General features: G+C 47.8%; 2 tRNA genes and 3 rRNA genes. All 5 read right to left on the bottom strand.

From position 1 onward, the window contains the following. Positions 1-54 precede the first annotated feature (54 nt). Positions 55-166 (bottom strand): 5S ribosomal RNA (gene rrf, locus BM090_RS17915). A gap of 83 nt (positions 167-249) precedes the next feature. Continuing rightward, positions 250-3,125 (bottom strand): 23S ribosomal RNA (locus tag BM090_RS17920). Positions 3,126-3,341: 216 nt separating this feature from the next. Continuing rightward, positions 3,342-3,415, bottom strand: a tRNA-Ala gene (locus tag BM090_RS17925). 10 nt (positions 3,416-3,425) lie between these two features. Beyond that, a tRNA-Ile gene (locus tag BM090_RS17930) sits at positions 3,426-3,499 on the bottom strand. Between the two features lie 195 nt (positions 3,500-3,694). Beyond that, positions 3,695-5,205, bottom strand: a 16S ribosomal RNA gene (locus BM090_RS17935). The 16S, 23S and 5S rRNA genes sit together here with 2 tRNA genes alongside, the layout of an rRNA operon. Between the last annotated feature and the right edge of the window lie 386 nt (positions 5,206-5,591).

Here is a 5,591-nt window from a genome sequence, read left to right on the forward strand (position 1 = left end):
GGTATAAACAGCAAAGAGGGTCATCTCTTGTGAAGATGACCCTGTGCTTAATAAGGTTGGCAGCTACCTACTCTCCCACGTGTGACCGCAGTACCATCGGCGTTGTAGGGCTTAACTTCTCTGTTCGGGATGGGAAGAGGTGAACACCTACGCCATAGCCACCATTGTCTTTGTGTTTTATCGCTGCCCGAACCAGCACACAGAATATCGTTAACATATCGTAAAAAAAAGAGACTATAAATTTCTATTTACAGAAAGTCCACAGGTAATTAGTATTGCTCGGCTTTGTCCTCTCAGACTTTACACCTGCAACCTATCAACGTTGTCATCTCCAACGACCTTTAAGGGAATTCTCATCTTGGGGCGAGTTTCGTACTTAGATGCTTTCAGCACTTATCTCTTCCGCACTTAGCTACTCGGCAATGCACTGGGCAATACAACCGATACACCAGCGGTACGTCCAACCCGGTCCTCTCGTACTAAGGTCAGCCCCCCTCAAAATTCCTACGCCCGCAACAGATAGGGACCGAACTGTCTCACGACGTTCTGAACCCAGCTCGCGTGCCACTTTAATCGGCGAACAGCCGAACCCTTGGGACCTTCTCCAGCCCCAGGATGTGACGAGCCGACATCGAGGTGCCAAACCTCCCCGTCGATGTGAGCTCTTGGGGGAGATCAGCCTGTTATCCCCGGCGTACCTTTTATCCTTTGAGCGATGGCCCTTCCATGCGGAACCACCGGATCACTATGTCCTACTTTCGTACCTGCTCGACTTGTCGGTCTCACAGTCAAGCACCCTTATGCCATTGCACTCTGCGCACGGTTACCAAGCGTGCTGAGGGTACCTTTGAAAGCCTCCGATACTTTTTTGGAGGCGACCACCCCAGTCAAACTACCCACCATACAATGTCTCCGCTCTGCGGATTAGGCTCCAAATAACATAAGGGTGGTATTTCAACGTTGGCTCCATAATGCCTAGCGACACTATTTCACAGCCTCCCACCTATCCTACACATCTGTTATCCGAAGTCAATGTAAAGCTATAGTAAAGGTGCACGGGGTCTTTCCGTCCCGTTGCGGGTAAGCGGCATCTTCACCGCTACTACAATTTCACCGAACTCACGGTTGAGACAGCGCCCAGATCGTTACACCATTCGTGCAGGTCGGAACTTACCCGACAAGGAATTTCGCTACCTTAGGACCGTTATAGTTACGGCCGCCGTTTACTGGGGCTTCGATTCAATGCTTCGCCTTGCGACTAACATCCCCTCTTAACCTTCCAGCACCGGGCAGGTGTCAGGCCTTATACTTCAACTCTCGTTTTCGCAAAGCCATGTGTTTTTGGTAAACAGTCGCCTGGGCCATTTCTCTGCGACCTCCCATCGCTGGGTAGGCTCCCCTTCTCCCGAAGTTACAGGGTTATTTTGCCGAGTTCCTTAACCGTGATTCATTCGAGCGCCTCAGGATTCTCTCCTTGACTACCTGTGTCGGTTTGCGGTACGGGTAAACAATCAATATGCTTAGCAGTTTTTCTTGGAAGCCCTTAGGGTCACTATTGCGCTGCCCGAAGGCTTTGCATACTATCGACTTTCACCATCAGATGCGGATTTGCCTACACCCAATATAGTTACGGTCTTCAACGAACTATTCCATCAGTCCGCGAACCTTTCATCACTCCGTCTCCACTTCGCTCAATTATTTAGTACGGGAATATTAACCCGTTGTCCATCGGCTTCGGCCTTCGCCTATACCTTAGGCCCCGACTAACCCTGATCCGATTAACGTTGATACAGGAAACCTTAGTCTATCGGCGTGCATGTTTCTCACACGCATTATCGTTACTTATGCCTACATTTGCTTTTCTGACCTCTCCACCACACATCACCATGCAGCTTCATTGATGTCAGAATGCTCATCTACCACTATTACTAGTCCGTAGCTTCGGTACTATTCTTGATGCCCGTTTATTATCGATGCGCTGTCGCTCGACCAGTGAGCTGTTACGCACTCTTTAAATGAATGGCTGCTTCCAAGCCAACATCCTGGCTGTCTCTGCAACTGCACCACCTTTGTTCAACTTAGAATAGATTTGGGGACCTTAGCTGACGGTCAGGGTTCTTTCCCTCTCGGACATGGACCTTAGCACCCATGCCCTCACTCCCGAGTATATGTCATAGGCATTCGGAGTTCGTCAGGATTTGGTAGGCGGTGAAGCCCCCTAGTCCTATCGGTAGCTCTACCTCCTTGACACTCTACCTCGAGGCTGTCCCTAAAGACATTTCGATGAGTACGAGCTATTTCCCAGTTTGATTAGCCTTTCACCCCTACCCTCAGGTCATCCGGAAGCTTTTCAACGCTTATCAGTTCGGTCCTCCAGTTGGTTTTACCCAACCTTCAACCTGCCCAAGGGTAGATCACAAGGTTTCGCGTCTACTCCCACCGACTTAACGCCCTATTCAGACTCGCTTTCGCTCCGGCTCCAGACCTTAGGTCCTTAACCTTGCCGATGAGACGTAACTCGTAGGCTCATTATGCAAAAGGCACGCCGTCACCACATCACGTGGCTCCGACCGCTTGTAAGCGCATGGTTTCAGGTTCTTTTCACCCCTCTATTCGAGGTACTTTTCACCTTTCCTTCACAGTACTTGTTCACTATCGGTCTCTCAGTAGTATTTAGCCTTACCGGATGGTGCCGGTGGATTCAGACAGGGCGTCTCCGACCCCGCCTTACTCAGGATACTGAACTAAAATAAAACATTACCAATACGGGACTATCACCCTCTACGGTTGCGCTTCCCAACGCATTCTTATTCTGTTTTAATTTATTATTCCAGTCCTACAACCCCGAATTTGCCGTAACAACTTCGGTTTGGGCTAATTCCCGTTCGCTCGCCACTACTTAGGAAATCACTTTTGTTTTCTTCTCCTCCGCCTACTTAGATGTTTCAGTTCAGCGGGTTTGCCTCCTTTACAGGATACTATGTCTTCAACATAGTGGGTTGCCCCATTCGGACATCTGCGGATCAATTCGTATGTGCCAATCCCCGCAGCTTTTCGCAGCTTATCACGTCCTTCTTCGCCTCTGAGAGCCTAGGCATCCCCCATGCGCCCTTCGTAACTTTCTTCTCCTCTGATAAATCAAAGGTTAATTCTTTTTTACTCTTGGCTCCATATTCTTTCAAATACGGCCTAGCTTGTGTTGTCTCTCTTTTTTACAATATGTCAAAGAACTTTGCTCTTTTTACAGAACTTGTTTTTATCACTAAACTCTCGTCTAGTATAAAATTCATTATTGGCTGTTTTTACAACCTCGAATACACTCGTTTGTGTCTTCTTTTTTGTGGAGATTAACGGAGTCGAACCGTTGACCTACTGCGTGCAAGGCAGTCGCTCTAGCCAGCTGAGCTAAACCCCCGTCTTTTATGTGGGCCTGCGTGGACTCGAACCACGGACCTCTACATTATCAGTGTAGCGCTCTAACCACCTGAGCTACAAGCCCGAATTTTATTCTTATGCTCGTCAGCTCCGTTTGAGCTTAACTGCTTGCTCTTCTTTTAATTGATAGTCCCCTTTCTTTTGTTTCTACTACTTTGTTAGTTTCTACTAAGAATAGGATAGAGAATGAGATACTTTTAAATTACTTTTTGCTGTTGTTTCTATTTATTTCAAGAAACCATCTTGGCAAGGTCTCCAGAAAGGAGGTGTTCCAGCCACACCTTCCGGTACGGCTACCTTGTTACGACTTAGCCCTAATTACCTGTTTTACCCTGAACGGCTCCTTACGGTTACCGCCTTCAGGTCTCCCAGACTTTCATGGCTTGACGGGCGGTGTGTACAAGGTCCGGGAACGTATTCACCGCGCCATTGCTGATGCGCGATTACTAGCGATTCCAACTTCATAAGGGCGAGTTGCAGCCCTCAATCCGAACTGAGACCAGCTTTCCGAGATTCGCATCACTTTGCAGTGTAGCTGCCCTCTGTACTGGCCATTGTAGCACGTGTGTAGCCCTAGGCGTAAGGGCCATGATGACTTGACGTCGTCCCCTCCTTCCTCTCTGCTTGCGCAGGCAGTCTTGTTAGAGTCCCCACCTTAACGTGCTGGTAACTAACAACAGGGGTTGCGCTCGTTGCGGGACTTAACCCAACACCTCACGGCACGAGCTGACGACAGCCATGCAGCACCTTGTTTCAGGTCATTGCTGACTGCACCATTTCTGATACATTCCTTCACATTCTAGCCTAGGTAAGGTTCCTCGCGTATCGTCGAATTAAACCACATGCTCCACCGCTTGTGCGGACCCCCGTCAATTCCTTTGAGTTTCACCGTTGCCGGCGTACTCCCCAGGTGGAAGACTTAACGCTTTCGCTAAGACGCTGAACATATCTGTCCAACATCGAGTCTTCATCGTTTACAGTGTGGACTACCAGGGTATCTAATCCTGTTTGATCCCCACACTTTCGTGCCTCAGCGTCAGTTATACATCAGTAAGCTGCCTTCGCTATCGGAGTTCTTGATAATATCTATGCATTTCACCGCTACACTATCAATTCCGCCTACCTCACATATACTCAAGCTTACCAGTATCAATGCCAGACTTACGGTTGAGCCGCAAAATTTTAACACTGACTTAGTGAGCCGCCTACGCACCCTTTAAACCCAATAAATCCGGACAACGCTTGCACCCTACGTATTACCGCGGCTGCTGGCACGTAGTTAGCCGGTGCTTATTCTCAAGGTACCGTCAATTTCTCACGCATGAGCTTTTTCTTCCCTTGCTAAAGCAGTTTACAAGTCAGAGACCCTTCTTCCTGCACGCGGAATGGCTGGTTCAGTGTTCCCACCATTGACCAATATTCCCTACTGCTGCCTCCCGTAGGAGTCTGGCCCGTATCTCAGTGCCAGTGTGGGGGACCAACCTCTCAGTTCCCCTACTGATCGTCGCCTTGGTGCGCCGTTACCACACCAACTAGCTAATCAGACGCATGCCCATCTTCATCCTCCTCAGATTTAAATACCAAATGATGCCATTCAGTAGTATTATGCGGTGTTAGCCACCCTTTCGGGTAGTTATCCCCCTGATGAAGGTAGGTTGCATACGCGTTACGCACCCGTGCGCCACTAATGTATTGCTACATCCGTTCGACTTGCATGTATTATGCCTTCCGCTAGCGTTCATCCTGAGCCAGGATCAAACTCTCCATTGTAAATTCTTTTTGACTTCCGATCTTCCGACCTTCCATCTTCGTTTTTAAATGTTGTCTGTCCTTGCCTTTATTTTCGTTTAAAAGCCACCTTTTGGAATTTCTTCCTAAAATGTTTTCTCATTCTCTCTATCAACTATTCAAAGAACTTTTTTAAAGGCCGAAACCCTTAAATTGTCATAACCAAAACTACTTTCGTTTTCGTTATCTTTCCCCTCTCTTATCGTTTGGGGTTGCAAAGGTCTGAAACTTTTTTTTAACTTCCAAATCTTTTTTCAAAAATTTTTAAAGTTTTTTTTCAGTGCCTCGCTTTTCAAAATCTTAACCCCTCTCTCGTTTAATCGGGGTGCAAAGGTCAGAAACTTTTTTTTAACTTCCAAATCTTTTTC

It is taken from the genome of Flexibacter flexilis DSM 6793, assembly GCF_900112255.1.
Classification (GTDB): domain Bacteria; phylum Bacteroidota; class Bacteroidia; order Cytophagales; family Flexibacteraceae; genus Flexibacter; species Flexibacter flexilis.